Genomic DNA, 24,465 nt, shown 5'->3' on the forward strand with positions numbered 1-24,465 from the left:
ATAAGTAGTAATTTTACAATGAAATAATGGTTATGGAAAATAAAAAAGAATTACGCACTTGGTTAGATGATTTTCAATTGAATCATCCACTAGTAATTGCAGGACCTTGTAGCGCAGAAACCGAAGAACAAGTTTTGAAAATAGCACACGAATTAAAGAATTCTGATGTCTCTATTTTCCGTGCGGGAATTTGGAAACCCCGTACTCGTCCGGGTGGATTTGAAGGTGTGGGCGAAATCGGGTTGAAATGGTTGCAAAAAGCCAAAGCAGAAACCGGTTTGTTAATGGCAACGGAAGTCGCAACGGCAGCTCACGTAAAATTAGCATTGGAACACGATATTGATGTTTTATGGATTGGTGCTAGAACCACTGTAAATCCTTTCGCTGTTCAAGAAATTGCTGATGCTTTGCAAGGAACGGATAAAATCGTTTTGTTGAAAAATCCAGTAAATCCTGATTTATCTTTATGGATTGGTGGTTTAGAACGTTTGTATAACGCAAATATCAAGAAGTTAGGTGTAATTCACAGAGGATTTTCTACTTACGAAAAAACAAAATACCGCAATAATCCAGAATGGCAAATAGCTATTGATCTACAAAATCGTTTTCCAGATTTACCATTGATTTGCGATCCTTCGCACATTACAGGAAAGCGCGATATGATTCAAGAAGTCTCACAACAAGCTTTAGATTTGAATTATGACGGATTAATTATCGAAACCCACATTGATCCTGATAATGCTTGGAGTGATGCTGCTCAACAAGTAACGCCAGCAACATTAAAACAAATGTTCATCAATTTACGTGTTAGAAAAGTGTCGGATGATGAAAGCGAATACAACCAAAAAATGGCAAAACTGCGCATGCAAATTGATGAATTTGATGGTAAATTGCTAGAAATTTTGGGTAGCCGAATGAAAGTTGCTGATAAAATCGGTTTGCTTAAGAAAGAAAAAAACGTTGCGATTTTACAGAACCAACGTTGGAACGAAATCTTAGGAAAAATGATTTTAGAAGGCGAAGAAAAAGGTTTGAGTAATGAATTTGTAATGCATTTGTATAAAGCAATTCATCAAGAAAGTATTAATCATCAAGAAAAAGTGATAAATAAGTAAATTTTTATAAAAAATATTCTTACATTTTTTGTAATATCGCGCCACAAATCTTTTAATAATAAATAATGAAAAAAATTAATCTGTTTTTGTTTGCTTTTGTGCTTGGGATTCAATTTTTAGTTGCTCAAAACAAAATTGACAAAGTGTCTTTAACTTATGGAGAAGAGTTAGCGGACGATAAACAAAAAATCGTTAAAATCGTTGGAGAATCTAATAACAAAATCTTTGCTTTAGCAATAAAAGGAAAAGATGATTATTTCATAAAAATATTTGAATCGGGTTCAATGAAACTTATTTCATCTAATCCAATTGTAATTCCTCAAATTAGCGACAAAGAAGTTGATTTTGAAGAAATTTTTCTTTTAAATGATAACCTTTATGTAATTGGTAGTGTTTACAATAAAAAAGATAAAATTTTTAATTTAGTTGCTACACAGGTTTCTGACAAAGGTGTTTTAAGTAAATCTCCAGTGGTGTTATTTGATGCTGAAGTTGCAAAAAAATCAAGCAGAGGCGATTTTTATTTCAAGTTATCTCCTGATGAGGGTGCTTTATTAGTTATGCATACTTCATTGTTTTCAAAAGAAGATGCAGTAAAATATGAAGTAAAATTGTTTGATGACAAAATGGGAACTTTGTTCTCAAATACTGAAAAAGTTAAGTTTGATGACAGTAAAAAAGATTATGAATTTACAATTTCTGATTTTGAAGTTAATTTTCAAGATGATGTTTTCTTAGTAGTTAATGAAAGTTATAGAGATTCAAAAAAGAAAGAACAAATTGAAAAATTTGAAATCCATACTTTCAAAAGAAATAACGGATACAAAAAGGAAATCGTAAATATTGATATTAAAGGGAAAGAAATTATCAATTGTAAAATGATTTCTACTAATAAAAACACTTTGAAAATTGTAGGTTTTTATTCAAGCGTAAGAGAAAACGGAAAAGCAAATAAAGAACTTAAAGGAGTTTATAACGCAACGGTTGATTTAAATACGAATGCAACTAATGCAGTAAAGTTTAATGAGTTTGATTATGCAACAAAAGTTAAACTATTAGGTGAAAGAAGAGCTAAAAAAGGAAAAGACGTTAAGCCTTTCTATAATATAACAACTATTATTGAAAAAAATGATGGTGGTTTAATCGTATTATCTGAATTTCAGTATGTTTATGTAGGTCAAAGTTCTGGTATTGGGCCATTAGCGGCAACACCTGTAACATATACAAAAAACGAAATTATTATCACAAGTTTAAAAGCTGATGGTACATTTGAATGGGGTAATGTTTTACCAAAAGAGCAATCTGCAACTGTAACTACATTGTCAATTGGATTAGGATTTGCTGGAGGTAATGGAAGTTTTGCAGTTGGTGGTTCAATTCAAATTCCATTAACACAATTAGGAAAAGGTCCTGAATATTTAGGAGCAATTCCAATTTACAAAAATGGGGTACTTAATTTACTTTTTAACGATAACGTTAAAAACAAAGGTGTGACTAATATTGATGATATTAAATCCTTAGGTAATTATAACAATGCAGTTCCAGCATTATTCATTTTCGATTCTAATGGAAATATGACAAGAAAAGATCCTGAGGAAGTAATTAAAAATGAATTGGTATTGCGTCCTGGAGTGTATTATAGAAAATCAGACAAAGAATTTATTGTTTACTCTTCAAGAAAAAGTAAAGATAAGTTAGGAAGAATGATTTTAGAGGATTAATAAAAAAGGCTACCAAGAGTAGCCTTTTTTATTGCCTTAATTTTCAATAGAAACGTTATCTTTGCAAGATATAACGAAGTTGATTCAACTTTTCAAACTTCTAATTTTTACCTTTTAATGACAGGAATCGTTTATAAATCTACTGGAAGCTGGTACACCATTAAAACTGAAAATGGTGCTTTTTTAGAGTGCCGTATAAAAGGTAAATTTAGAATGAAAGGTATCAAAAGTACCAATCCTATTGCGGTGGGCGATATTGTAGATTATGATATTGAAAATACCACTGATGAAACCACTGGAGTAATCACAGCGATTCACGACAGAAAAAATTACATCGTTAGAAAGTCGGTAAATTTATCGCATCAAATGCATATTATCGCATCCAATATTGATGTCGTTTTTTTATTGGTAACCATCAATAACCCGCCAACAACCACGAGTTTTATCGACCGATTTTTAGTTACCGCTGAAGCTTATGGAATTGAAGCCGTAATTGTCTTCAATAAAATAGATACGTTTGATGACCCTACATTAGACGAACAATTATATTTACAACATGTGTATTCTTCAATAGGTTATAAATGTTTACGTGTTTCTGCTAAAGATGGAAAAGGAATTGAAGAACTTAAAGCATTAATGAAAGACAAAGTTTCTATGTTTTCAGGACATTCGGGTGTTGGAAAATCAACTTTGGTAAACACTTTAGAACCAGGATTGAATTTAAAAACCAAACAAATTTCTGAATCGCATGCACAAGGAAAGCACACCACTACGTTTGCTGAAATGTTTGATTTGTCTTTTGGAGCTAAAATTATAGATACACCAGGAATTCGTGGTTTTGGAATTGTCGATATGGAAAAACAAGAAATCGGAGATTATTTTCCTGAATTTTTCGCTTTGAAAGACCAATGTAAATTTAATAACTGTTTACATAAAGACGAGCCACATTGTGCCATTAAAAAAGCACTGGAAAATGACGAAATTTCGTGGTCGCGCTATAAAAGTTATACCCAAATTTTAGAAGGCGACGAAGAGCAATATCGCGCTGATATTTATGATGCTGAACGAAGAGCAAGCGACGAAACGAGAAAGTAAAAAAAATCAAATAAGAAGTGAAAGCTGTTATTCAAAGAGTTTCTCAATCATCAGTTACAATAAATGAAGAAATTGTAGCCCAAATTCAACAAGGTTTATTAGTTTTAGTAGGTATTGAAGACGCCGATACTCAAGAAGATATCAATTGGTTAACCTCTAAAATAGCAAATCTTAGAATTTTTGGAGATGAAAATGAAGTGATGAATTTGTCATTAAAAGACATCAATGGAGAGATGATTGTAGTTTCGCAATTTACGTTACATGCGGCTACAAAAAAAGGAAATCGACCAAGTTATATAAAAGCCTCAAAACCTGAAATTGCCATTCCGCTTTACGAATCTTTCGTAAAACAAATGGAAATTGAATTGGGTAAAAAAGTTCAAACAGGACAATTTGGAGCAGATATGAAAGTTAGTTTGGTTAATGACGGACCTGTGACGATAATAATTGATACAAAAAATAAAGAATAAATGAATCTAAAAAACTCCCAACAAGAAGTAGATAATTGGATTAAAGAACACGGTGTTCGTTATTTCAATGAATTAACTAATATGGCTCAACTTACTGAAGAAGTAGGTGAAGTAGCCCGAATTATTGCTCGAAGATACGGTGAACAATCAGAAAAAGAGTCAGATAAAAATAAAGATTTAGGTGAAGAATTGGCTGACGTAGTTTTTGTGGTTTTATGTTTAGCTAATCAAACAGGTGTAGATTTACAAGCTGCTTTTGATAAAAAAATGGATTTGAAAACCAAACGCGATCACGACCGTCATCACAACAACGATAAATTGAAATAAATTGAACTGGATTTTACTCATAATAGCTGGTTTATTTGAAGTAGGTTTTGCCACCTGTTTAGGAAAAGCAAAAGAATCAACAGGAAATACTTCCTTGCTTTGGTATGGAGGTTTTTTGCTGTGTCTTTCCATCAGTATGATATTATTAGTAAAAGCCACAAAAGAATTACCCATCGGAACCGCTTATGCCGTTTGGACTGGAATTGGCGCAGTAGGAAGTGTTTTGGTAGGAATTATTGTTTTTAAAGAACCTGCCACTTTTTGGCGCATGTTTTTCATTACTACATTAATTTTATCCATCGTTGGATTAAAAATAGTTACGAAATAATGGATTTACATTTAGAAAAGAGAAAAGGGGAAAGGGAAAAGGTAAAAGTAAAGATTACAGGGAGTAAATCTGAAACCAACAGATTATTACTGCTAAAGGCTTTATATCAAAATCTAACTTTAGAAAACACCTCCAATTCAGATGATTCGGAAGTGATGCAAAAAGCATTAAATTCACCATTCACTATTCACCATTCACAAATCATAGGCGTTCACCACGCCGGAACCGCCATGCGATTTCTTACCGCATTTTTTGCTATTCAAGAAGGAAAAGAAGTGGTTTTAACAGGTTCTTCTCGTATGAAAGAACGTCCAATAAAAATTTTGGTTGAGGCTTTAAATGAATTAGGAGCCGAAATTACTTATGAAGAAAATGAAGGTTTTCCGCCAATAAAAATCAAAGGGAAGAAGTTAACTCAAAATAAAGTTTCGCTTCCTGCGAATGTGAGTAGTCAATATATTTCAGCTTTGTTGTTAATTGCGCCTAAATTAGAAAATGGTTTAGAGTTAACACTGGAAGGAGAAATTACTTCAGTTCCTTACATTAAAATGACTTTAGCGTTATTGAATGAAATAGGAGTGACGACTTCATTTGTTGGAAATATAATTTCTGTAAAACCACAATTCACAATTCTTAATTCGCAATTCACAATTGAATCTGATTGGAGTTCTGCATCGTACTGGTATTCCATTGTTGCTTTATCTGAAATCGGTTTTCAAGTTACGCTTTCAAGTTACAAAGAAAATAGCCTTCAAGGCGATAGTGCTTTGGTTGATATTTATCAAGATTTTGGTGTAGAAACTATTTTTAATAATGATAATTCGATTACAATTTCTAAAACAAAAAAATGTCAATTGTCAATTGTCAATTACCAATTAAATAATTGTCCTGATATTGCTCAAACCATTGCGGTAACCTCTTTTGGATTAGGAATAGCTTGTGATTTAACCGGATTACATACGCTAAAAATCAAAGAAACCGACCGATTAGAAGCTTTAAAAATAGAACTAACAAAATTAGGAGCTGAAATTTCAGTAACTAATGATTCTTTACATTTGAAATCCTCTTTTGGAATTAAGCAAAACATTTCAATTTTAACTTATCAAGACCATAGAATGGCAATGGCTTTTGCCCCGTTAGCTTTGAAAGTTCCAATTACAATTAATCAAGCTGAGGTAGTTTCTAAATCGTATCCCGATTTTTGGAAAGATTTGGAACTAGTTGGAATTGAAAACTCTGAAATAAACTAACGTTTAATAATCTGAATTTGATCTAAAATAGTTTGCGATTTATCAGGAGAAACCGGAATTTGAATTTTATTTTCCAATTCAATACTTCCGCCATCTGATTTGTTGAAAGCCGTTACAAAGTTGAAGTTTACGATATACGATTTGTGAATGCGTAAAAAGCGAGAATCAGAACATAAAATATCTTCAAAATTCTTTAAGTTTCTGCTAACTAATTGTTTTGTACTATCGTTACAAAATACTTCTGAATATGCTCCTTCTCCTTTGATGTACATGATTTTATTAGTTTCTAAAAACAATAAAGTATTTCCAGATGGAACGGCAATTTTGGTTAAGGTTTCTTGTTGTAAGTTTTCTTTAAAAGCTCTAAAATTTTCAAAACGTTGTTTTTGTTTGGCAACGCGTTGAATGGCGTCTGCTAATTCTTCTGGTATTATGGGTTTTAACAAATAATCAACCGCTGAAAATTTGAATGCTTTCAAAGCATATTCGTTGTATGCTGTTGTGAAAATAATTGAAAAATTTACTTCGTTTTCATCAAAAAAGTCCAATAGTTCTAAACCGCTATGACCTGGCATTTCAATATCTAATAAAACAATATCAGGTTGTTGTTTTCTGATGGCTTTTATGCCTTCTGGTAAGTTTTCGCATTCGGCTACAATAGTAACTTCAGGACAATATTCTTGTAAAATATAAGCGAGTGAAATTCGTGCTCTTTTTTCGTCGTCTATAATAATGGCTTTCATTTTAGTATGTAATTGGAATTTCAATAATAACTTTTGTTCCTGATGACTGACCGTTTTTATTTAATTTATCTTCAAAATTAATGGCAATATTTTGCTGTTTATATTGATTGAGTAACTCAATACGATTTTGCATAGCTTCGGTTGCAAACGATAAATGGTCTTTATTTTTAATGGCTTTTAACTCAGCACTTTTTTGTCTGCCAATGCCGTTGTCGTCGATTGTGATTTTTAAGGAATCAAATATACGTTCAAAATCAATGGTTACTTTTTTTGTTCCTTTCTTGTGTAATAAACCATGTTTTACGGCATTTTCTACATAAGGTTGCAGGAGCATCGAGGGAATTTTGATGTTTTCAATATCAATGCCATAACCAATATTGATTTCGTAATTAAAATCTTCATCAAAACGTGCTTTTTCAATATCTAAATATAATCCCAATGTTTTAATCTCTTCAGAAAGTGTTATGTTTTCTTTTTCGCTCATTTCTAAAATAGTTCTGGTAAGAGTGGAAAATTTAGACAAATAGGAAACAGCTTGTTTTTTATCGTTAGTTAAAATAAAGGATTGAATAGTGTTCAATGCATTGTAAAAGAAATGCGGATTCATTTGTGATTTAATAGCTTTCAGTTTTGATTGATTCAAATTCTTTTCTAAATTGATTTTGTCTAATAAAAGTTGATTTTTCTTTTCGATTTTTTGAATCTGATATTTGTAAAAAGTATAAGCTAAAGCAATGATAATTAATCCTAAATAAATTAAGAAAAAAGTGTTTAGCCAAAATGGTTTATTAATTTTGAAATTGATTTGCTGTATAGGAGTTTTATAATTAGCATCAATTTTCAGGTATAATTTGTAATCTCCAGGAGAAACAGATGATAAAATTAGATTTCGGTTGTTAATTTCTAATCGGTTCCAATTGCCATCATTTATTTTGTATAAGACACTATTTTTCTCGTTTGGATTAAAAGAGAGTACAGAAAAATTAACAGTTATGTTGTTTTGATTGTATTCTAAATCATTTAAACTTTTTTCGTTTTGAAGAACGCTATTAACTTTTATTTCGTTTACAATTAGTTCGGGTTTTGCAAATTCTTTATTTTTGAATTTATTCTTAACGATAATTCCTTTTGAAGTAGCAAAATAAATTTCATTTTTAATTACAGCTACATCGGTAACTTCTAAATCACTTGTTAAAGGTAAAATTTTACGATACTTGTTATCGATTAAATTGTATTCAATTATACCGTTAGTAGAAAAAAGGAAAATAGAATTTTCTTGAATTTTAAACTTGGTAAAACGTTCTTTTAAGTGTTCCTCAAAAATAGAAACTTTGGTTACCTTGTTATTAACATCAATTTTGTATAATTCTTCACTTGTGGACAAAGCATAAACTACATTTTTGTAAGCTTGTAAATTGGTAATGAATAGCGGTTTATTTTGAAATTTTAATTCGTTAACGTCTTTTAAATTTACAAATTTCAATCCCATGTTGGTAGCATAATAAATGCAATTATTTTCAGAATTAAACGCAGTTGATTTCCCATTTAACCTAAAAATTGAACTTTCGTTAAATCCGTTTGGAACATTGTAATATTTTTTAAAAACAGCATCCCATTTGCTTTTTTGGTTCCCCACTTTAAATAATCCACAAACGCCACTTGCGGCTACAGCGTAATAAGTGTCATCAATTTTTTTTATGTCTTTTACAGCTGTAGACGTCTCTTTTGTAATAGTATTAGTTTGGTTTAGGATTTTGAATTTTGATGCAGTAAAGTAAATGTTTTGATTTTTTTCGTTTCCAATAATTTGGTTAATAGGGTGGTTGCTATTGTTTTTGTAAACCGTTTTTATTGATAAATCATTTAATTGGAGACCATATATTAAATCGTTTTCTGTTCCTATTAATAGTTGATCGTTATAAGGAGAAAAAATAGTTGGTTTTGGATCTAATGGGATGAAATTGTTTTTGAAATCTTGAATAAAAAGCAATCCGTTATTTAACGTAGAAATCCAATAGTTTTGCTGTTTATCTTTAAAAATATAGGATACGTTATATTCAGAAAAGTAATATGTTGCTTTGTTGTTTTCATATTTAATTATCCCATTTGGGGTGCAAAGCCAAGGCGCATTATCTGTTAAAGCAACGTTTTGTATAAAATCAAATGAGTTACTAAATTCTTTTCTTGTCAGTTTATTTTCTTTGTATGTGTAATAATAATTTGAATATTTTGAAACGATGAAAAGTTCGTCTTTTATTACTTGAACAATAGGAACTTCTAGATTTTTTTTAAAATCCTCCGAAAGCTCGTGTTTTTTTATTTTTTTAGGATAATCAATTTCGTATATGTAATCACCAACAATATAAAATTTTGATCCAACGGAATATGTTGAGCGAATGTTTATATCTGTTAAAGGGTAGAAATAAATAGGTTTTAAACTTTTTAAATCATAAACTATTACTCCATTGAGTTGCATTAAAAATAGTTTGTCTTTAATAATACTGTATTTGATATATCCTCTCGATTCTTTTTGTGGCAAACTTTTTAATTCACCATTTTCAACATAGTATAAATAACCATCAAAATTGCAATACCAAATTCTTCCAAAGCTGTCTTCGCTGATACATGATCCTGATTTTGAAGTTTGATTGTCTGATGTATACGTTTTAAAAGTGGTCCCATCATAACGGCATAACCCCTTGCCAGTTGCAAACCACATAAAACCTTTACTGTCTTGAAAAATGTCATATACACTATTAGATGGTAAACCGTTTGTTCGGTCTATATTATAATAATAAGGATTTTGCCCAAAAGTAAATTGGGAAAAAAGACACAGTAATATGAATTTCAGAAACTTCAATTAGATTTCATTTATAACAAATATAAGAAATATTAAGGTGTAGATTAAAACTCAGTTTGTGAAACCTGCTTTTTAATTTACGAAATCTGTATGTATTCTTTTTTCGTTAACTGAAAATAGTATTTGGTAAACTCGTTAAAAATTAGCGACTTGATAAAAATAATTTTACATCGAAATTCTAAATCAATATTTATGAAAACAAAATTATTCTCTTTTTTATTCTTTATAACTTGTGCCTTTACTTTTTCGCAAATTACTTTAAATGAAAGTTTTGAATCAGGTTTGCCAGCGGGTTGGAGTAATTCTAATTATTCGCTAACAACAGCAGCTAGTTGTTCCGGTTCCCAATCATTGACCGCTTCTTTATTTACCAGTGGCAGCAATGCTAATCTTCAAACAACAAGTTACATTTCGAATGGAAATGCAATCACATTTTCTTATGGATATAAAGCACAAAGTTCAAGTACTGGTTATTTAATTGCAAGGTTATACTATGAAGTTAACAATACAAATACTTGGACTCAAGTAAATACAAGTGATGTTTTTTCTACAAATTGTCAAACTCTATCAGCAACTTTGTCTGCAGGTGTTGTACCAGCAGGGACTCCAATTCGTTTTAGAGCACAAATAAATTTTATTGTAAGTGGTGGTGTTGTTTATATTGATAATGTTCAGGCAACTCAAGCTATTTTAGCTAACTCTTCAACAGAATACAATTTCGACGGAACTTATGTTAATACATCAGGTTCTAATCCTTTTATTCCAACTGTTTATACTTCTTTTACATCAGATAGAAATGGAAACGCAAACAGAGCATTAAATATAACCAGCAATTCTGGAGTTTCGGCAACCATTCCAGGATTACCTTATGGGAATTCAGCAAGAACAATTTCATTTTGGGCTAAATTGAACATGATTCAAACACCTTATAATATGACTTTTTCATATGGGCAAGGTAGTATGAATAATGCAATAGGAGGGTCTTTCAATTCAACTACGGTTGATTATTTTGGCTATGCTAATAATTTAAGTGCTAGTAGTAGTAGTAATGCTTCTACATGGTATCATTTTGCTTATGTTTATGATGGTACTACAGCTAAAATTTACAAAAACGGAATACTTTTAAGTTCTCAAGCAAAATCTTGGAATACTTTGAATAATAATGATTTATTTAAACTTGGTGTTGGAGTAGGTGGTGAATTAAATTTTGTTGGTGCGATAGATGATTTAAAGATTTATAATTATGCATTAAATGATAGTCAAATTTCAAGTTTATATGCTAATAATGCTTTAATGGGTAATTCTCTAGTGTGTCAATTTAATTTTGATAATAGCTATTATGATATAACAGGAAATAAAAACTTTGCAACAACGGGTGCTTTTACTGTAGATAGAAATGGAAATCCGAATAATGCTTTAAGGTTTACAAATACAGGAACAACCGTTAATTTAGAAAATTTACCTGTTGGAAATTCCTCTCGTTCTATTTCTATTTGGTTAAAAATGCAATACTATTGGGGCGATAATTATTTATTTGGTTATGGGACTCAATCAGCTAATCAGTATTATGGTTTTTCGTTAACTTCTAGTCAAATTAACAATTATGCATGGGCTAATGATTTAACTAGTGCTACAAGTATTCCGTTAAATACATGGAAGCATTTGGTAGTTACTTTTAATAGTGTAACTGATGTAGCATCAATATATCTTGATGGTGTATTAATTACAAGTGCAGTTAAATCTGCATGGAATACCGCAAATAACACAACGTTTAATTTGTCTTCAGGCTCATTTGAAGGAACTGTAGACGATTTAAAAATTTACAATTACGAATTATCTCCAACAGAAATTTCAAATTTGTATAATTACAACGTATTGTCATCTTCAGATTTCAACCAAAACAATTTAGAAGTTTCTTTGTATCCAAATCCAGTTCGTGATATTTTAAACATTGAAATCGATAACGATATTCAATCCATAGAAATTTACAACATTCAAGGTCAAAAAGTACTTTCTTCTAATCAAAAGCAAATCAATGTTTCCGATTTAGCTTCTGGAATGTATTTGGTAAGAATTCAAGACATCGATAACAATATCGCAACTAAGAAAATCGCAATTAAATAGTTAGTTTTTAGGTTTTAAAATTTGGGCGTTGTCAAGTAAAACAAGGGTTTTGTAAAATAAACCGCATTTTACTTGACAACGCCTATTTCATAATCGTATATTTGCAAACTGAATTTTAGTGTTTTGAGTTAGAAAACTATTAAACACATAAACTTTTAAACTCTTAAATATTTTTAAATGAAATTATCTCATTTCAATTTCAATTTACCAGAAGAATTATTAGCTGAATTTCCTACCGAAAACAGAGATGAATCTCGCTTAATGGTGGTTAACAGAAAAACAAATACTATCGAGCACAAATTATTCAAAGACGTTATTGATTATTTTGATGATGGCGATGTAATGGTGTTGAACAATACCAAAGTTTTTCCAGCACGTTTATATGGAAATAAAGAAAAAACTGGAGCTCGTATTGAAGTTTTCTTGTTGAGAGAATTAAATGCAGAGCAACGTTTGTGGGATGTTTTAGTAGATCCAGCGCGTAAAATTCGTATTGGAAATAAATTATACTTTGGTGATGATGATTCATTAGTAGCTGAAGTAATTGATAATACCACTTCTCGTGGAAGAACATTACGTTTCTTATACGATGGTTCTTACGAAGAATTCAGAGAAAAATTAGTAGAACTTGGTGAAACACCAATTCCTAAATATATCAATCGTGAAGTTACTCCAGAAGACGCGGAGCGTTACCAAACCATTTATGCAAAAGAAGAAGGTGCTGTTGCAGCTCCAACTGCAGGTTTACACTTTTCTAAGCATTTATTAAAGCGTTTAGAAATTAAAGGTGTTGATTTTGCAGAAGTAACTTTACACGTTGGTTTAGGAACTTTTAATCCAGTTGAGGTAGAAGATTTATCGAAACACAAAATGGATTCAGAAGAAATGATTATTACGCAAGAAGCTTGTGATATTGTTAATAATGCAAAAGCTAAAAAGAAAAAGATTTGTTGCGTAGGAACAACTTCTATGAGAGCAATGGAAAGCTCTGTTTCTTCTCAAAGAACATTAAATCCTTACACTGGTTGGACAAATAAATTCATTTATCCTCCTTACGATTTTAGTATCGCAGATTGTATGATCACTAATTTCCATACGCCAAAATCAACGTTATTAATGATGATTTCTGCTTTTTGTGGTCACGATTTAATGAAGAAAGCTTACGAAGAAGCAATTAAAGAAAAATATCGTTTTTACTCATACGGAGACGCGATGTTAATCATATAATTTTTAAAAATCTCAATCGAAAGGTTGGGATTTTTTATTTTAACAGGTTTCGCTTTTTGTTGCTTTGAAACTTTTACCTAATTTTACCCTTCAAACAAAACTACCTAATGACTTTTCAAAATACGCGCGAATTCGCACAAAGTTTAGATGCTCAAGACGAATTGAGAAAATACAGAGATGAATTTCATTTTCCACACGTAAACGGAAAACAAGTAATTTATTTTACAGGAAATTCTCTTGGACTTCAGCCTAAAAGAACCAAAACTTACGTTGATGAGGTAATGAATGATTGGGCAAATTTAGCTGTTGAAGGTCATTTTTATGCAGATAAACCGTGGTGGGATTATCAAGAACGATTCGCAGCACCTTTAAGTGATATCGTTGGAGCAAAACCTTCTGAAGTTGGAGTAATGAATACGTTAACCGTGAATCTTCACTTATTAATGGTGTCTTTTTATAATCCAACACCACAGAAATACAAAATTATTTGTGAAGAAAAAGCGTTTCCAAGTGACCAATACATGTTTCAAAGTCAAGTGAAATTTCACGGCTATGATCCAAAAGATGCTATTGTAGAAATCAAGCGTAGAGAAGGAGAAGCAAATATTCGTTTAGAAGATGTTTTAGCTAAAATTGATGAGGTAGGAGATGAATTAGCGTTAGTCTTAATTGGTGGAGTTAATTATTATACAGGACAAGTTTTTGATATGAAAACCATTACGGCAGCTGGTCAAAAACATGGCGCTTATGTGGGTTGGGATTTAGCACACGCTGCCGGAAATATCAAATTAGAATTACACGATTGGAATGTTGACTTCGCCGCATGGTGTAGTTATAAGTATATGAATTCTGGGCCAGGAAATGCTTCGGGATTCTTTGTGCATGAAAAACATCATAACGATAAAGAATTAAAACGTTTTGCAGGTTGGTACGGTCATAACAAAGAGCGCCGTTTTAAAATGGAACCTGATTTCGATCCAGTTCACGGAGCAGATGGATGGCAAATTAGTAATCTTCCAATTTTATCTTTAGCACCTTATTTAGCATCTGTAGAAATGTTTGCTGAAGTTGGGATGGATAAACTAATTACAAAACGAAATTTAATAACTTCTTATTTAGAATTCATTCTTCACGAAATTGACAAAGAATTAGAAGGTGCGGATTTCGAAATTTTAACCCCATCTAATCAAGAAGAGCGTGGTTGTCAATTATCAGTTTACCTTCACGGACAAGGAAGGGAGTTATTCGATCGATTAATGAAAAATGGTGTAATTACAGATTGGAGAGAACCAAATGTAATTCGTTTAGCACCAGCACCATTCTATTGTTCTTTTGAAGATATGTATGAGTTTGGTCAAATCTTGAAACAATTGATTTTAAATAAATAGTAATTTTTTTAACATTTTTTTGTGTTTTGTTATATTTTTTCGGTTTATTTGTAACAACCTTAAAATCAAACTCATAAAAAATGAAGAAAACATTACTTGCTTTGGCGTTCTGTCTAATTGGAACCCTGCAGTTGTTGGTTGCGCAAGTTTCTGAAAAAGAAGCTGTTGCAAGACAATGGATTAAATCCAATTTAAAAGAATTAAAAATTAACTCAGATTCTGATATTAGTTTACGTTTTGTGCGTAAAAGTATATCTGGTGAAACATTACGTTTCCAACAAATGGTGAATGATATTCCTGTTTTTGATACAGAAATAGTTGTACATTTTGATCTTAATGGTCAAGTTTCTTATGCAGATCACAACATTACAAAAGATATAGTTCAAATTAATACGACACCTCAAATTTCCAAAGAACGTGCGATTGAAATTTCCGATAAAGAAATTGGAGTTTCAGGAATGGTGACTTTTCAAGAATCTAAATTATTCGTTTATAATAAATTAGACAATACAAAATTGGTTTACAGAACGGTAACTAGTTTTGAAGAAAAGTCAGGAGCATGGGAAGTTATTATGGATGCAATAGATGGAACTATTTTAAGTGTAAAAGATATTGCTATTTACTGTGGTGCAGAATGTACTTCAAACCATCATAATGCTACCAACACTTCTGGAGCTGCAAAATATTTTATGCCAAAAGAAGCAACTTCAACTTTAGCATTTCAACCTGGTACCGCTATGGTATTTTTATCAGACCCTTTATCTTCTGCAAGAGTAGCTTATGGTGGAAATTATTCTGACGGAGCTGGAGCTGGTGATGTTGATACAGCAGAGTTAAATGCACAAAGAGTTTTGGTGAATTTGCCAGAAATAGATAATACAGCAGGAACTTATAAATTAAAAAGTTCTTATGTTGAAATTAAAAATTTAGAAAATCCTAATAAAGGATTATTCACACAAGCAAATGCTAATTTTTTATTTACTAGAAATGCTGACGGTTTTGAAGCAGCAAATGCTTTTTATCATACAGATAATAGTTTAAGATATATTAACGAAACACTTGGTGTAACTTGTCGTCCTTTAACTAATGGAGGTGTTTTATGGTTCGATCCTTCAGGAGAAAATGGAGCAGATAATTCTCATTATGTAAGTGGTACTTTAGTTTTTGGTGAAGGATGCGTTGATGATGCTGAAGATGGCGATGTTATTTGGCATGAGCTTGGACATGGTTTACACGACTGGTTAACAGGAGGTTCATTGTCTCAAGTAAATGGATTAAGTGAAGGTAGTGGCGATTATTGGGCGCAATCTCATAGTAGAGCCTTGTCAGGTCAATGGACATCTGCTGATGCAGCTTATCACTGGATGTTTAACTGGGATGGACATAATGTATGTTGGGGAGGAAGAACTACTAATTATGGTGCTTTGTATCCAGGAGGTTTAGTAAATCAAATTCATACTGATGGCCAAATTTGGTCAACTGTTAATATGAAAATTTGGGATGTTTTAGGAAGAACCAAAACAGATAAAGCTTTCTTAGAAGGATTAGCTTTAACGAACAGTTCAACAAATCAACAAAATGCTGCAATTGCTGTAAGACAAGCTGCAATAAATATGAATTACAGTTGTGCAGATATTAAAGTAATGACTGAAAAATATACAGCAGCAGGTTATGTAATGCCAGCAATTGCTTTAAGAATCAATTGCCCAGGGACTCAAACAGTAACTGCAGATGGTTTAGGAAATTATACGGTTCCAAGTTTTGCAAGTTTAGCAAATGCCATCAATTCAAATTGTGATGCAGTAGTAACTCAAAGTCCTGCTGCTGGAACTGTTGTACCAGTTGGAACTCACGTTATTACAATGACGGCTACAAGTGGAACTTCTGTAAACTGTAATTTTAACTTAGTGGTTCAAGCAAGTTTAGGTGTTGAGGATGTAGTGAAAAATACATTCAGTATTTATCCAAATCCAGCATCAACAACAATTACAATTAAAGGAGATAATTTCGAAAATGAAGAAATTGAAGTATATAATATGTTAGGACAAAAAGTAATAGGTAAAAATCTTATTACTAATGAATCAACAATTGATATTTCAAATTTAGCGAATGGTGTTTACATCGTTTATTTTATGAATTCAAAAGCATCTCACAAATTTGTGAAGCAATAATAAATTTCTAATAAATAACAAAAGCCGGACATTCTTGTTCGGCTTTTGTTGTTAAAATGAATTATCTTTGCATGGTATAACCGAATTACATGAAATCATGACTAAAGAACAAATTTTAGAAAACTTTGATCCATCCCAACCAGGATTGGCAGATGCTACTATTTTTGGTTTGCCTTTTTCGGCAGAGCAAAGTGAAATTATTGTAATTCCAGTGCCTTGGGAAGTTACAGTGAGTTATGGTTCGGGAGCTTCTAAAGGTCCAGATGCGGTTTTAGACGCTTCTTTTCAAGTAGATTTGAATCACCAAGAATTTCCAGAATTATGGAAATTAGGAATTTATATAGATAAACCCGCTAAAGAGTTAAAAAAGAAATCTAAAAAGTTCAAAAAACAAGCTGCTCCAATTATCAAAGCTTTAGAAAGCGGAATGATTTTAGACCATCATCCTTCATTAATGAAAGATTTAGAAGAAATCAATTATGCATGTTCTGATATGGTGGAAGCCGTTCGTGAACAAACGCTAAATTGGATGAACAAAGGTAAAAAAGTAGTGCTTTTAGGAGGAGACCATTCAACACCATTAGGCTATTATCAAGCTTTAGCAACCAAATATGACAACTTCGGAATTTTACATTTAGATGCACACATGGATTTACGAATCGCTTATGAAGGATTTACCTATTCGCACGCTTCTATCATGTACAATACATTACAAATTCCTCAAGTTTCAAAAATTGTGCAAGTAGGAATTCGCGATTTCTGTGAGCAAGAAGTAGAAGTAGCTTTAAAAGATAGAGTTTTAGTACACACCGATAGCGATTTAAAACAAGAAGCTTTCGAAGGAAAAACGTGGCAACAACAATGTGATCATATCATCGCTTCATTACCAGAAAAAGTTTGTATTTCGTTTGATATTGATGGAATGTACCCTTGGTATTGTCCAAACACAGGAACTCCGGTTCCGGGTGGATTTTCATTTGAGCAAGCTGCTTATTTATTTAGCCGCTTAGCTGAAACAAATAAAGAAATTATCGGATTTGATTTAGTTGAAGTAGCACCAGGCGATGATGATTGGGATGGGAATGTTGGAGCAAGAATGTTATTTCACATGTGTGGTGCTTTTGCAAAATCTCAAAAAATGAATGTTGGGAACAAAATCAAGTTTAACAAATAATTTATATCTTGCAATAAGTCAGACGAAAGTCTTAAATAATACGCCCCTTAATTTATTTAAAGACAAAAACATGAGTCATTTTGTAATTGAACAATGGAGAGAATATCCAATTGAAGTTCCAGGTAAGGTTAGATATGCTGTTTCTAATTATGGTAGACTTAAGAGTTTTACCGATAAAATTGAAAACGGTAAAATTCTAAAAGGAGCTCCAACTGAAGGTTTTCTATTTTTACGTTATGTGAGATCGGTTAACGGGAAAAAAAGTTATTATTCTCATGCCATTCATAAAATGGTGGCTGAGCTTTTTATTCCAAGAGTAAGTGAAGACCAAGAATATGTTTTACATCTTGATTATGATAAAATGAACAATCAGTTGTGCAATTTAAAATGGGCAACTTATAATGAGATGCGAGCTCATGGTCATAAAAGTCCAGCTGTAAAAGCCGCTTTTAAGAAGTTTCAAGAAGATAACATTAAACGTGATGGTAGAAAATTAACCTCTACTCAAGTAATGCGAATAAAGTTAAAAATGAAGCGACAAGGTGAAAAGTTCAGCGTTAGAAAAACCGCAAAAGAATTTAATGTTTCCGAAATGCAAATTTATCGCATTAAATGGGGTCAAAATTGGGGACATATACAAGTTTAATAATTTTTTTGTCAAACTGAACTTGTTTCAGTTTCTTAAAGTTTTTTGTTTTGTAATATGAGAAAAGTATTAATATTGATATTTGGAATAATAATTTTGCAACTGAGTTTCTCTTGTAAATCTCAATATTCAACAGTTGAACTAGAGAATAACTTTTCCACTGATCAAATCTCTGACTTGAATAAAATAAGAGACTTTTTTAAAAACCAAATATCTGAAAATAAAAAATCTGATTTTAAAGTCTGTTTTTCTAAAATATTACCAGGATTATTAGAAAATGGTTGGCACCCGATTTTAGAGAAAGTGGATTTTGAAAAACAAAAAGAACTTTACAATTCTATTTCGAAATCTACGTTTGATGAAATATGGGAGTTTGGAAAAGCGACTTATCCAGATACTGGTTTGGAATTAAAAAATTTAGGTTCAAAATATAATGGGAAATATCAAAAATTTTTGACTGAATTTGGAAAAAATAATCCAGAAGTTAAAAATTATGCGGATAGACTTATTGAAGCTGGAGATTTTGAATCAGTAGGCTGGTTACAACAAAGTATTTATAAAAATCCGAAAAAATTCGATTTAGACGATCCTAATATTCAGTTGTTAATTGCTATTCATTATTTAACTTTAAATGACCAACAAAAAAGAACTGATAAGTGGGAATGATGTTAATCTAATAAATAAATTTATAACCGAAGTTTTAAAATCTTCGGTTTTTTTATAAGTTATTGATATCCTCCAAAATCGAAATCGCTTTTTCTTTCGTTGCTGCTAATTCTTCAGGTTTCATTTTTCTAAGTAAGGCCAACATCATGCTCATTCTTTGATTATTGGCAAAATGCTGCTTTTTCTCATCTAAAAAATGCCAATACAAACTGTTAAACGGACAGCCTTTTTCGCCTAATTTTTCTTTTACTTTGTAATGACAGCTGCTACAATAATTACTCATTTTATTAATGTAACTTCCCGAAGAAACATAAGGTTTAGTAGCTACAATTCCACCATCAGCATATTGACTCATGCCTCGAGTGTTAGGCATTTCAACCCATTCAATCGCATCGATGTAAACCCCTAAATACCAAGCGTCAACTTCGTCAGGATTTAGTTGTGCCAACAAAGAAAAATTACCAATAACCATCAATCGTTGAATATGATGTGCATACGCTTCCGATAAACTTTGAGAAATTGAATGTTGCATGCATTTCATTTTGGTTTTTCCGGTCCAAAAGAATTCAGGTAGCGGATTGTAGTTTTCTAAGGCGTTCATTTGGGCATAATTCGGCATTTCTTTCCAATAAATTCCTCTGACATATTCACGCCAACCAATAATTTGTCGCACAAAACCTTCTACTTGCGCTAATTGAATGGTTTCTTGATTTTGATAATAATGTGAAATCACCGCTTCCACCACTTCTTTCGGACTTATCATTTTAGAATTCATCGCAAAAGACAAACGCGAGTGAAACAGAAATTTATGTCCAGAAAACAATGAATCTTGATACGTTCCAAAATACGCCAACAAATGTTCACAGAAATAGTCAATCAATTGCAAACTTTCATTTCTGGAAGTGGGCCAATTGAATTTTTCTAAATCAATACCTCCAAAAGTGGTGATATTTTGACTTTCAATTTCGGCAACAATTTCACTCACTTTTTTATGAAATTCCAAAGGAAACGGAATCGGCACTTCGTTTTTATATTGATTGCGATTGTTGTGGTCAAAGTTCCATTTTCCGTCTAACGGTTGATTACCTACCATCAAAACATCGTATTTTTTTCGCATCATACGATAGAAACTTTCCATCAAAAGCTGCTTTTTCCCTTTAAAAAAATCAGCCAATTCATTTCTAGATGTATAAAAATGTTCGGAATCTACTGCTTTTGTTGGAATAGCAAGTTTTTCGCAAATGGATTTCAGTTGTTCATCCAAGCGATATTCATCTGGAAATTGATATTCAAAATGCTCTGTTTTATTTTCTTCAACTAAACCCAAAATTAATTGTTCCAAATTATGTGGATTATTCGCATCCGAAATTTTATAATAAACCACTTGATGACCTCGTTTTGTCAATTCTTCCGAGAAATTGCGCATCGAAAGAAAAAACGCCACGACTTTTTGAATGTGATGTTTCACATAATCGGTTTCCTGTCGCATTTCTGCCATTACATAAACCACTTCGGAATTGACTTCATCAAACCAAGAATGTTCCGAATTGAGTTGGTCGCCCAAAAGTAATCGAAGTGTTCTCATTTAAAATAATTCAGGAATTAACCACATTTTTTGAAATTTTCCATCGCTATCGTACATATCTGCTTGGCGTTTGATGTTGAATTTTCTATCTCTTGGATCGTTGCCAACACCAGCATTGTACATCCAATTGCCATAATTGCTATGCACATCGTAATCAATCAACATGCTTTCAAAATAAGCCGCCCCAATGCGCCAATCTTGTTCCCATTCTTTTGCCCAATAACTCGCCACATTTTGACGGCCGCGATTGCTCATCCAACCTGTTCTTTGTAGTTCAATCATGTTGGCATTCACGAAATGTTCAGGTGTAGTTCCGTTTATCCATTGATTAAAAGCTTTGGTGTTTTGGTTCCAATGGTATTCTTTTTGTAAAATACCGTTCAATTGAAAAATTTTGTTGCCGTGTTTTAGCGAAATGTATTTGAAATAGTCGCGCCAAATCAACTCGAAAATCAACCAATACGTATCTTCGTTTTTGACAACCTTTTTTTCAAATTGTTGCACTTCCCAATAAATCATCCGTGCTGAAATACTCCCATTTGCTAACCAAGCTGAAAGTTTTGAACTGTAATCTTTTCCCACCAAACCATTACGGGTTTTCTTGTAAACCGCTAGTTTTTTAGTGTCCCAAAAGTAGTCTTTGATTCTTTTTTTAGCTTGATTTTCGCCGCCTTTAAATGGAAAAGCAGTTTTATTTGGTTGTTTAAACTCATCAAATCCTAAATCTTCTAAAGTTGGAATATTAGTTTTTTCTTCAATTAGATTAGAAGTTGGTTTTGCTGAGATGGAAACGGTTGGTCGCACTCGAATTTTCTTTTCCAATTGCTTTCTGAACTCCGTAAAAACTTCTGGAATTTTTTCCCAATCCTCAAATGGAACATCATCAGGATGAAATAAGAATTGGTCGTAATACGTTTTCCAATTGACGGCTGGAATGAGATTTCGAACTTCAGTTTCAACATCTACTTCTTCCTGCGTCCATTCGTTTTGGATGTAAATCGTATCAATTTGATATTTTGCCGCTACTTCTGGTATTAATTGTTCGGGATAACCGTAATAAACTAATAAGGAGATATTCTTCTCCGCTAAATTTTGTTGTAATTCGTCTAAAGTTTCTAAAAGAAATTGGGTTCTAAATTTTTCTGTTTTTTTGAAACCATATTGGGTTGTTTCGAAATGTCTCGGATCTAAGCAATAAATACCAATTACTTTTTCATTTTCCCTGCAAGCATTGTACAACGAATGATTGTCAATCGTGCGCAAATCGTTTCTAAACCATATTAGTCCGTTCATGCTATTTGTTTTTATTCATTCTACATTTATCACTACAATACATAACTTCTTCCCAATTTTTCTCCCATTTTTTTCGCCATGAAAACGGACGTTGACAGGTTTTACATATTTTTTCGGGAAGATTTATTTTTTTATGCGCCATTATAACATAGAAGTTGATGGTTTATCTGGTCGCGCATAATGAAATCTGTCTGCTAATTTTGGAACAGCATAACCATCTAAACCGTTTATGGCGATTACATTTCCTCTGTCCAATTGCATCCAATTGTCTTCATGAAATAGTTTTTCATCAGCATAAATGGTTTCAATAGATGCGATGATATGAATACAATCGTTTTCTTCAATTTTGTATTCGTTCACATATTTACAAAGCAATTGTACCGGACTTCCTTTTACGAAAGGAACTTTCAAGTTGTCAATAAATTCGGGTTCTAAGTTCGTTTTGTCGAATTCTGAAATGTGTTCGTCATAACTTGAAGACGTATGATGCGCATCAGCAATCATTTCTTCAGTAATATGATTTACTGTAAAATATCCCATTTCTTTTAGATTTTTGTATGTATCTCTTGGAACCGTTGTTGGTCTTAAAATAAATCCTAATAAAGGTGGTTCGCTCCCTAAGTGAGTTACACTGCTAAAAACAGCAACATTCAAAATGCCTTCAGTTGAAACGGTACCAATTAAATTTGCTGATTTGTAACCCGTAACGCAGTTAACTAAATTCAGTCTAGGAACTTTTGACATTTGGGATAAATGTTTTTTCGTAATTTTTTTCATGGCAATTTTTATTCAAAGATACATTTTGTTTAACTAAAAATAAAAATAATTAAACAAAAAATAAGTAATACAATGAAAAATATGATAAAAGTCAGCTATTAAATTTTATTATTCCGTATTTTTGCAGTCCAAATTTTTACAAAAATCTTCATGCAAACGCCACAAAAAATTGCTGTTGTAGGTTCTGGATTAGTAGGAACTTTATTGGCAATCTATTTAAAAAGAGCCGGACATACAGTACATGTTTATGACCGAAGTCCTGATATTAGAACGGTTGAGTTTTCAGGTCGTTCCATTAATTTGGTGATGTCAAATCGCGGTTGGAAAGCATTGGAGGATGTAGGCTTAGATGAAGAAATTAGAAAAATCGGAATTCCTGTTGATAAAAGAGCCATCCATTTACAAGATGGAAAGCTGAATTATCAATATTACGGAAAAGAAGGTGAAGCTATTTTTTCTCTATCAAGAGGCGTTTTGAATAGAAAAATGGTCGATTTAGCAGAAGCTGAAGGTGTAGAATTTTTCTTCGAACGTAAAATTTGGGATGTAACTTTAGCCACCGCAACTTTGTGGGAAGGCGAAACGGAACAAGGCGAGTGGACCGAGTTAAAATATGATAAAGTTTTCGGAGCCGATGGCGCTTTTTCGAGAATTCGACACAGAATGCAACGTCAATCGATGTTTGATTATTCGCAAGAATTCATGAAAATTGGTTACAAAGAATTACACATTCCAGCTAATGCGGATGGTTCTCCAAAAATTGATATTCATTCCTTACACATTTGGCCAAGAGGAAATTTCATGTTGATGGGATTAGCTAATTTGGACAACTCATTTACTTGTACTTTGTTTATGCCAATTGAAGGCGAAAATTCGTTTGAATCGTTAACCAACGAAGAAAAGTTAGTTTCGTTTTTTGCGACTTATTTTCCTGATACAAAAGATGTAATTCCAGATTTAGTTCGCGATTTTTTTAGAAATCCGAATAGTTATTTGGCGATTATGAAATGTTTCCCTTGGACATTTAATGATAAAATTGCTTTAATTGGCGATTCAGCGCATGCGATTGTACCTTTCTACGGTCACGGAATGAATGCAGGTTTTGAAGATATCACCATTCTGAATGAATTAATGCAACAATATGGTGATGATTGGGATCGAATTTTTAAAGCATACGAAATTTCAAGAAAGCCAAATGCAGACGCCATTGCCGAACTTTCCAGAAGAAATTTTGAAGAAATGAGTGCAAAAACTGCGGATGCTAATTTCTTACTACAAAAGAAAATCGAAAAATGGTTTTCCGATAAACATCCAGAAAAATGGATGCCTTTGTATAGTAGAGTAACATTCAGTTTACAACCTTATTCTGAAGCTATGGCAATTGGTGATTTTCAAAATGAAATTATGCAAGAAGTTTTGAAAATGGATAATATTCAAGAAAATTGGAATTCAGAAGAAGTAGAAAATAAGATTTTAGAATTATTAAAATAAATAAAAAGAGGCAA

The 24,465-nt window shown here is 32.1% G+C and carries 21 protein-coding genes; 15 read left to right on the forward strand and 6 right to left on the reverse strand.

From position 1 onward, the window contains the following. Positions 1–32: 32 nt before the first annotated feature. The 7 genes from IM755_RS05330 (at position 33) to aroA (ending at position 6,306) form a co-directional block, all read left to right on the forward strand. A complete protein-coding gene (locus IM755_RS05330) occupies positions 33–1,115 on the forward strand; it encodes a bifunctional 3-deoxy-7-phosphoheptulonate synthase/chorismate mutase type II (RefSeq protein ID WP_194094352.1) in 1,083 nt (360 codons plus the stop codon). 65 nt (positions 1,116–1,180) lie between these two features. Then, positions 1,181–2,836, forward strand: a complete 1,656-nt coding sequence (locus IM755_RS05335; protein WP_194094354.1) for a hypothetical protein — start codon at positions 1,181–1,183, stop codon at positions 2,834–2,836. Positions 2,837–2,953: 117 nt separating this feature from the next. Next, positions 2,954–3,931, forward strand: coding sequence for a ribosome small subunit-dependent GTPase A (gene rsgA / locus IM755_RS05340; RefSeq protein WP_194094364.1), 978 nt, complete (start codon positions 2,954–2,956; stop codon positions 3,929–3,931). Positions 3,932–3,948: 17 nt separating this feature from the next. After that, the gene (gene dtd / locus IM755_RS05345) at positions 3,949–4,401 is read left to right on the forward strand and encodes a D-aminoacyl-tRNA deacylase (RefSeq protein ID WP_194094366.1); all 453 of its coding nucleotides are present in this window, start codon (positions 3,949–3,951) and stop codon (positions 4,399–4,401) included. Further along, positions 4,402–4,728: a nucleotide pyrophosphohydrolase gene (locus IM755_RS05350; protein ID WP_133610418.1), complete on the forward strand. Its 327-nt coding sequence runs from the start codon at positions 4,402–4,404 to the stop codon at positions 4,726–4,728. It abuts the gene before it with no gap. A gap of 1 nt (position 4,729) precedes the next feature. Further along, positions 4,730–5,056 (forward strand): DMT family transporter, encoded by a 327-nt coding sequence (locus IM755_RS05355; protein WP_194094368.1) that lies wholly within the window; start codon positions 4,730–4,732, stop codon positions 5,054–5,056. Next, on the forward strand, positions 5,056–6,306 hold the full coding sequence (gene aroA, locus IM755_RS05360; protein ID WP_194094370.1) for a 3-phosphoshikimate 1-carboxyvinyltransferase: 1,251 nt from the start codon (positions 5,056–5,058) through the stop codon (positions 6,304–6,306). Before IM755_RS05355 ends, aroA begins: the two co-directional genes overlap by 1 nt. Here the strand turns inward: aroA and IM755_RS05365 are convergent. Both IM755_RS05365 and IM755_RS05370 read right to left on the reverse strand, forming a co-directional pair. Next, positions 6,303–7,049, reverse strand: coding sequence for a LytR/AlgR family response regulator transcription factor (locus tag IM755_RS05365; protein ID WP_194094372.1), 747 nt, complete (start codon positions 7,047–7,049; stop codon positions 6,303–6,305). The two genes, aroA and IM755_RS05365, sit on opposite strands and share 4 nt — an antisense overlap. Before the next feature lies 1 nt (position 7,050). Beyond that, positions 7,051–9,909, reverse strand: coding sequence for a sensor histidine kinase (locus IM755_RS05370; RefSeq protein WP_194094374.1), 2,859 nt, complete (start codon positions 9,907–9,909; stop codon positions 7,051–7,053). A 192-nt stretch (positions 9,910–10,101) separates the two neighbouring features. On the opposite strand from IM755_RS05370, the gene IM755_RS05375 reads away from it, so the two are divergent. The 7 genes from IM755_RS05375 to IM755_RS05405 all read left to right on the forward strand — a co-directional run bounded on the left by IM755_RS05375 (position 10,102) and on the right by IM755_RS05405 (position 19,305). Beyond that, positions 10,102–12,033, forward strand: a complete 1,932-nt coding sequence (locus IM755_RS05375; protein ID WP_194094376.1) for a LamG-like jellyroll fold domain-containing protein — start codon at positions 10,102–10,104, stop codon at positions 12,031–12,033. 177 nt (positions 12,034–12,210) lie between these two features. Continuing rightward, positions 12,211–13,260, forward strand: a complete 1,050-nt coding sequence (queA, locus tag IM755_RS05380) for a tRNA preQ1(34) S-adenosylmethionine ribosyltransferase-isomerase QueA (protein WP_194094378.1) — start codon at positions 12,211–12,213, stop codon at positions 13,258–13,260. Positions 13,261–13,367: 107 nt separating this feature from the next. Then, complete coding sequence (gene kynU / locus IM755_RS05385) at positions 13,368–14,648, forward strand: kynureninase (RefSeq protein ID WP_194094380.1); 1,281 nt, start codon at positions 13,368–13,370, stop codon at positions 14,646–14,648. An 80-nt stretch (positions 14,649–14,728) separates the two neighbouring features. Continuing rightward, positions 14,729–16,819, forward strand: a complete 2,091-nt coding sequence (locus IM755_RS05390) for a T9SS type A sorting domain-containing protein (RefSeq protein WP_194094382.1) — start codon at positions 14,729–14,731, stop codon at positions 16,817–16,819. Between the two features lie 97 nt (positions 16,820–16,916). Further along, entirely contained in the window at positions 16,917–17,993 is a 1,077-nt protein-coding gene (locus tag IM755_RS05395; protein ID WP_194094503.1) for an agmatinase family protein, read from the forward strand. 70 nt (positions 17,994–18,063) lie between these two features. Beyond that, positions 18,064–18,639 carry an NUMOD4 domain-containing protein gene (locus tag IM755_RS05400; RefSeq protein WP_194094384.1) on the forward strand — a complete coding sequence of 192 codons (576 nt, stop codon included), beginning with the start codon at positions 18,064–18,066 and terminating at the stop codon, positions 18,637–18,639. Between the two features lie 57 nt (positions 18,640–18,696). After that, positions 18,697–19,305, forward strand: a complete 609-nt coding sequence (locus IM755_RS05405) for a hypothetical protein (RefSeq protein ID WP_228063895.1) — start codon at positions 18,697–18,699, stop codon at positions 19,303–19,305. Positions 19,306–19,357: 52 nt separating this feature from the next. On the opposite strand, the gene IM755_RS05410 is transcribed toward IM755_RS05405, so the two are convergent. From IM755_RS05410 to IM755_RS05425, 4 genes are read right to left on the reverse strand one after another with little or no spacing between them, the layout of a single operon-like run. After that, positions 19,358–20,890, reverse strand: a complete 1,533-nt coding sequence (locus tag IM755_RS05410) for a cryptochrome/photolyase family protein (RefSeq protein ID WP_194094386.1) — start codon at positions 20,888–20,890, stop codon at positions 19,358–19,360. Next, positions 20,891–22,183: a DASH family cryptochrome gene (locus IM755_RS05415; RefSeq protein WP_194094388.1), complete on the reverse strand. Its 1,293-nt coding sequence runs from the start codon at positions 22,181–22,183 to the stop codon at positions 20,891–20,893. It abuts the gene before it with no gap. 1 nt (position 22,184) lies between these two features. Next, positions 22,185–22,325 (reverse strand): DUF2256 domain-containing protein, encoded by a 141-nt coding sequence (locus tag IM755_RS05420; RefSeq protein ID WP_194094390.1) that lies wholly within the window; start codon positions 22,323–22,325, stop codon positions 22,185–22,187. Next, positions 22,325–22,960, reverse strand: a complete 636-nt coding sequence (locus tag IM755_RS05425; protein WP_194094392.1) for a flavin reductase family protein — start codon at positions 22,958–22,960, stop codon at positions 22,325–22,327. Before IM755_RS05425 ends, IM755_RS05420 begins: the two co-directional genes overlap by 1 nt. A 150-nt stretch (positions 22,961–23,110) precedes the next feature. Here IM755_RS05425 and IM755_RS05430 point away from each other — a divergent pair, with 150 nt between their 5' ends. After that, positions 23,111–24,451 carry an FAD-dependent oxidoreductase gene (locus IM755_RS05430; protein ID WP_194094394.1) on the forward strand — a complete coding sequence of 447 codons (1,341 nt, stop codon included), beginning with the start codon at positions 23,111–23,113 and terminating at the stop codon, positions 24,449–24,451. Positions 24,452–24,465: the final 14 nt, after the last annotated feature.

This window comes from Flavobacterium proteolyticum, from assembly GCF_015223105.1.
GTDB classification, from domain to species: Bacteria; Bacteroidota; Bacteroidia; order Flavobacteriales; family Flavobacteriaceae; genus Flavobacterium; species Flavobacterium proteolyticum.

What these genes read in the sequence shown, in the direction of transcription:
- IM755_RS05330 (WP_194094352.1), top strand. Translation starts at nt 33, where the DNA reads ATGGAAAATAAAAAAGAATTACGCACTTGGTTAGATGATTTTCAATTG.
- IM755_RS05335 (WP_194094354.1), top strand. Translation starts at nt 1,181, where the DNA reads ATGAAAAAAATTAATCTGTTTTTGTTTGCTTTTGTGCTTGGGATTCAA.
- rsgA (WP_194094364.1), top strand. Translation starts at nt 2,954, where the DNA reads ATGACAGGAATCGTTTATAAATCTACTGGAAGCTGGTACACCATTAAA.
- IM755_RS05350 (WP_133610418.1), top strand. Translation starts at nt 4,402, where the DNA reads ATGAATCTAAAAAACTCCCAACAAGAAGTAGATAATTGGATTAAAGAA.
- aroA (WP_194094370.1), top strand. Translation starts at nt 5,056, where the DNA reads ATGGATTTACATTTAGAAAAGAGAAAAGGGGAAAGGGAAAAGGTAAAA.
- IM755_RS05365 (WP_194094372.1), bottom strand. Translation starts at nt 7,049, where the DNA reads ATGAAAGCCATTATTATAGACGACGAAAAAAGAGCACGAATTTCACTC.
- IM755_RS05375 (WP_194094376.1), top strand. Translation starts at nt 10,102, where the DNA reads ATGAAAACAAAATTATTCTCTTTTTTATTCTTTATAACTTGTGCCTTT.
- queA (WP_194094378.1), top strand. Translation starts at nt 12,211, where the DNA reads ATGAAATTATCTCATTTCAATTTCAATTTACCAGAAGAATTATTAGCT.
- kynU (WP_194094380.1), top strand. Translation starts at nt 13,368, where the DNA reads ATGACTTTTCAAAATACGCGCGAATTCGCACAAAGTTTAGATGCTCAA.
- IM755_RS05390 (WP_194094382.1), top strand. Translation starts at nt 14,729, where the DNA reads ATGAAGAAAACATTACTTGCTTTGGCGTTCTGTCTAATTGGAACCCTG.
- IM755_RS05395 (WP_194094503.1), top strand. Translation starts at nt 16,917, where the DNA reads ATGACTAAAGAACAAATTTTAGAAAACTTTGATCCATCCCAACCAGGA.
- IM755_RS05400 (WP_194094384.1), top strand. Translation starts at nt 18,064, where the DNA reads ATGAGTCATTTTGTAATTGAACAATGGAGAGAATATCCAATTGAAGTT.
- IM755_RS05405 (WP_228063895.1), top strand. Translation starts at nt 18,697, where the DNA reads ATGAGAAAAGTATTAATATTGATATTTGGAATAATAATTTTGCAACTG.
- IM755_RS05410 (WP_194094386.1), bottom strand. Translation starts at nt 20,890, where the DNA reads ATGAGAACACTTCGATTACTTTTGGGCGACCAACTCAATTCGGAACAT.
- IM755_RS05415 (WP_194094388.1), bottom strand. Translation starts at nt 22,183, where the DNA reads ATGAACGGACTAATATGGTTTAGAAACGATTTGCGCACGATTGACAAT.
- IM755_RS05420 (WP_194094390.1), bottom strand. Translation starts at nt 22,325, where the DNA reads ATGGCGCATAAAAAAATAAATCTTCCCGAAAAAATATGTAAAACCTGT.
- IM755_RS05425 (WP_194094392.1), bottom strand. Translation starts at nt 22,960, where the DNA reads ATGAAAAAAATTACGAAAAAACATTTATCCCAAATGTCAAAAGTTCCT.
- IM755_RS05430 (WP_194094394.1), top strand. Translation starts at nt 23,111, where the DNA reads ATGCAAACGCCACAAAAAATTGCTGTTGTAGGTTCTGGATTAGTAGGA.